At 75.0% G+C, this 1264-nt stretch carries 1 protein-coding gene; it reads left to right on the forward strand.

The genetic code is table 11. The annotated features are described in order from the left end of the window. On the forward strand, positions 1-1264 hold a 1264-nt coding region (locus ACZ56B_RS32875; protein ID WP_468798771.1), incomplete at both ends, for an acyltransferase domain-containing protein.

Consider the following 1264-nt stretch of genomic DNA (forward strand, 5'->3'; position numbering starts at 1 on the left):
CCGGTCACGGGTTCGGTGGTCGAGGGGCGCACGGCGTGGATGTTCACCGGGCAGGGCAGTCAACGCCTCGGGATGGGGCGTGAGGCGTACGACGCCTTCCCCGTTTTCGCTGCGGCGCTGGACGAGGTGTGTGTGCTCCTCGACGCCGAGCTGGGCTTCGAACGGCCCCTGAAGCAGGTGTTGTTCGGGGACGACGCCGGGTTGCTGAACCTCACCGGTCATGCGCAGTCGGCCCTGTTCGCGGTGCAGGTGGCTCTGGTGCGGCTGTTGCGGTCGTGGGGGATGAGCCCGGACGTGGTGCTGGGGCATTCGGTGGGCGAGTTCGCCGCCGCGTACGCGGCCGGGGTGTTCGAGCTGCGGGACGCGGTGCGGCTGGTGGCGGCGCGGGCGCGGTTGATGCAGGGGCTGCCGGCGGGCGGTGCGATGGCGGCCGTGGAGGCGGGTGAGGCGGAGGCTGCCGCCTGGCTGCCGGACGGGGCGGTGATCGCCGCGGTGAACGGGCCGTCGGCCGTGGTGGTGTCGGGTGCGCAGGCCGCCGTGGAGGCGGTGGTCGAGCGGGCCCGTGCCGAGGGCCGCCGGGCCACCCGGCTGGCGGTCTCCCACGCGTTCCACTCGCCGCTGATGGGGCCGGTGCTGGCCGAGTTCGCCGCTGTCGCGGGGCAGGTCGCGTACCACGAGCCGGCGGTGGCCGCCGTGAGCAGCCTCACCGGTGCCGCGCTCGCCGATGGTGACTGGACCACGCCCGGTTACTGGGCGGAGCAGATCGTCCGCCCGGTCCGTTTCCACGACGCGCTCACCGCCGCCGGTGGCCAGGGGGCGACCCGTTTCCTGGAGGTCGGTCCCGACCCGGTGCTGACCGCGATGGCGGGGCAGGCGCCGGCCGCTGCCGCGCTGCGCGGGGACCGGCCCGAGCCGGAAGCCCTGCTGACGGCGATCGGCACGCTCTTCGTCCGGGGCACGCACGTCGACTGGGCCGCGTTGTTCGACGGTACCGGTGCCCGCCGCGTCGACCTGCCCACGTACGCCTTCCAGCACCACCGCTACTGGCTCGAACCGGCCAGGCCGGCCCTGGACGCGGGTGGGCTGGGCCTCGGCCGGGCGGACCATCCGCTGCTGGGCGCGGCCGTGCCGGTGGCGGGTTCGGACGCCGTACTGCTCACCTCGCGGCTGTCCGTCCGGACGCACCCCTGGCTCGCCGACCACACGGTGGACGGCACGGTCGTGGTCCCCGGCACCGCGCTCGTCGAACTCGCCGTCCAGGCCG

The organism is Streptomyces sp. NPDC034670, assembly GCF_055574875.1.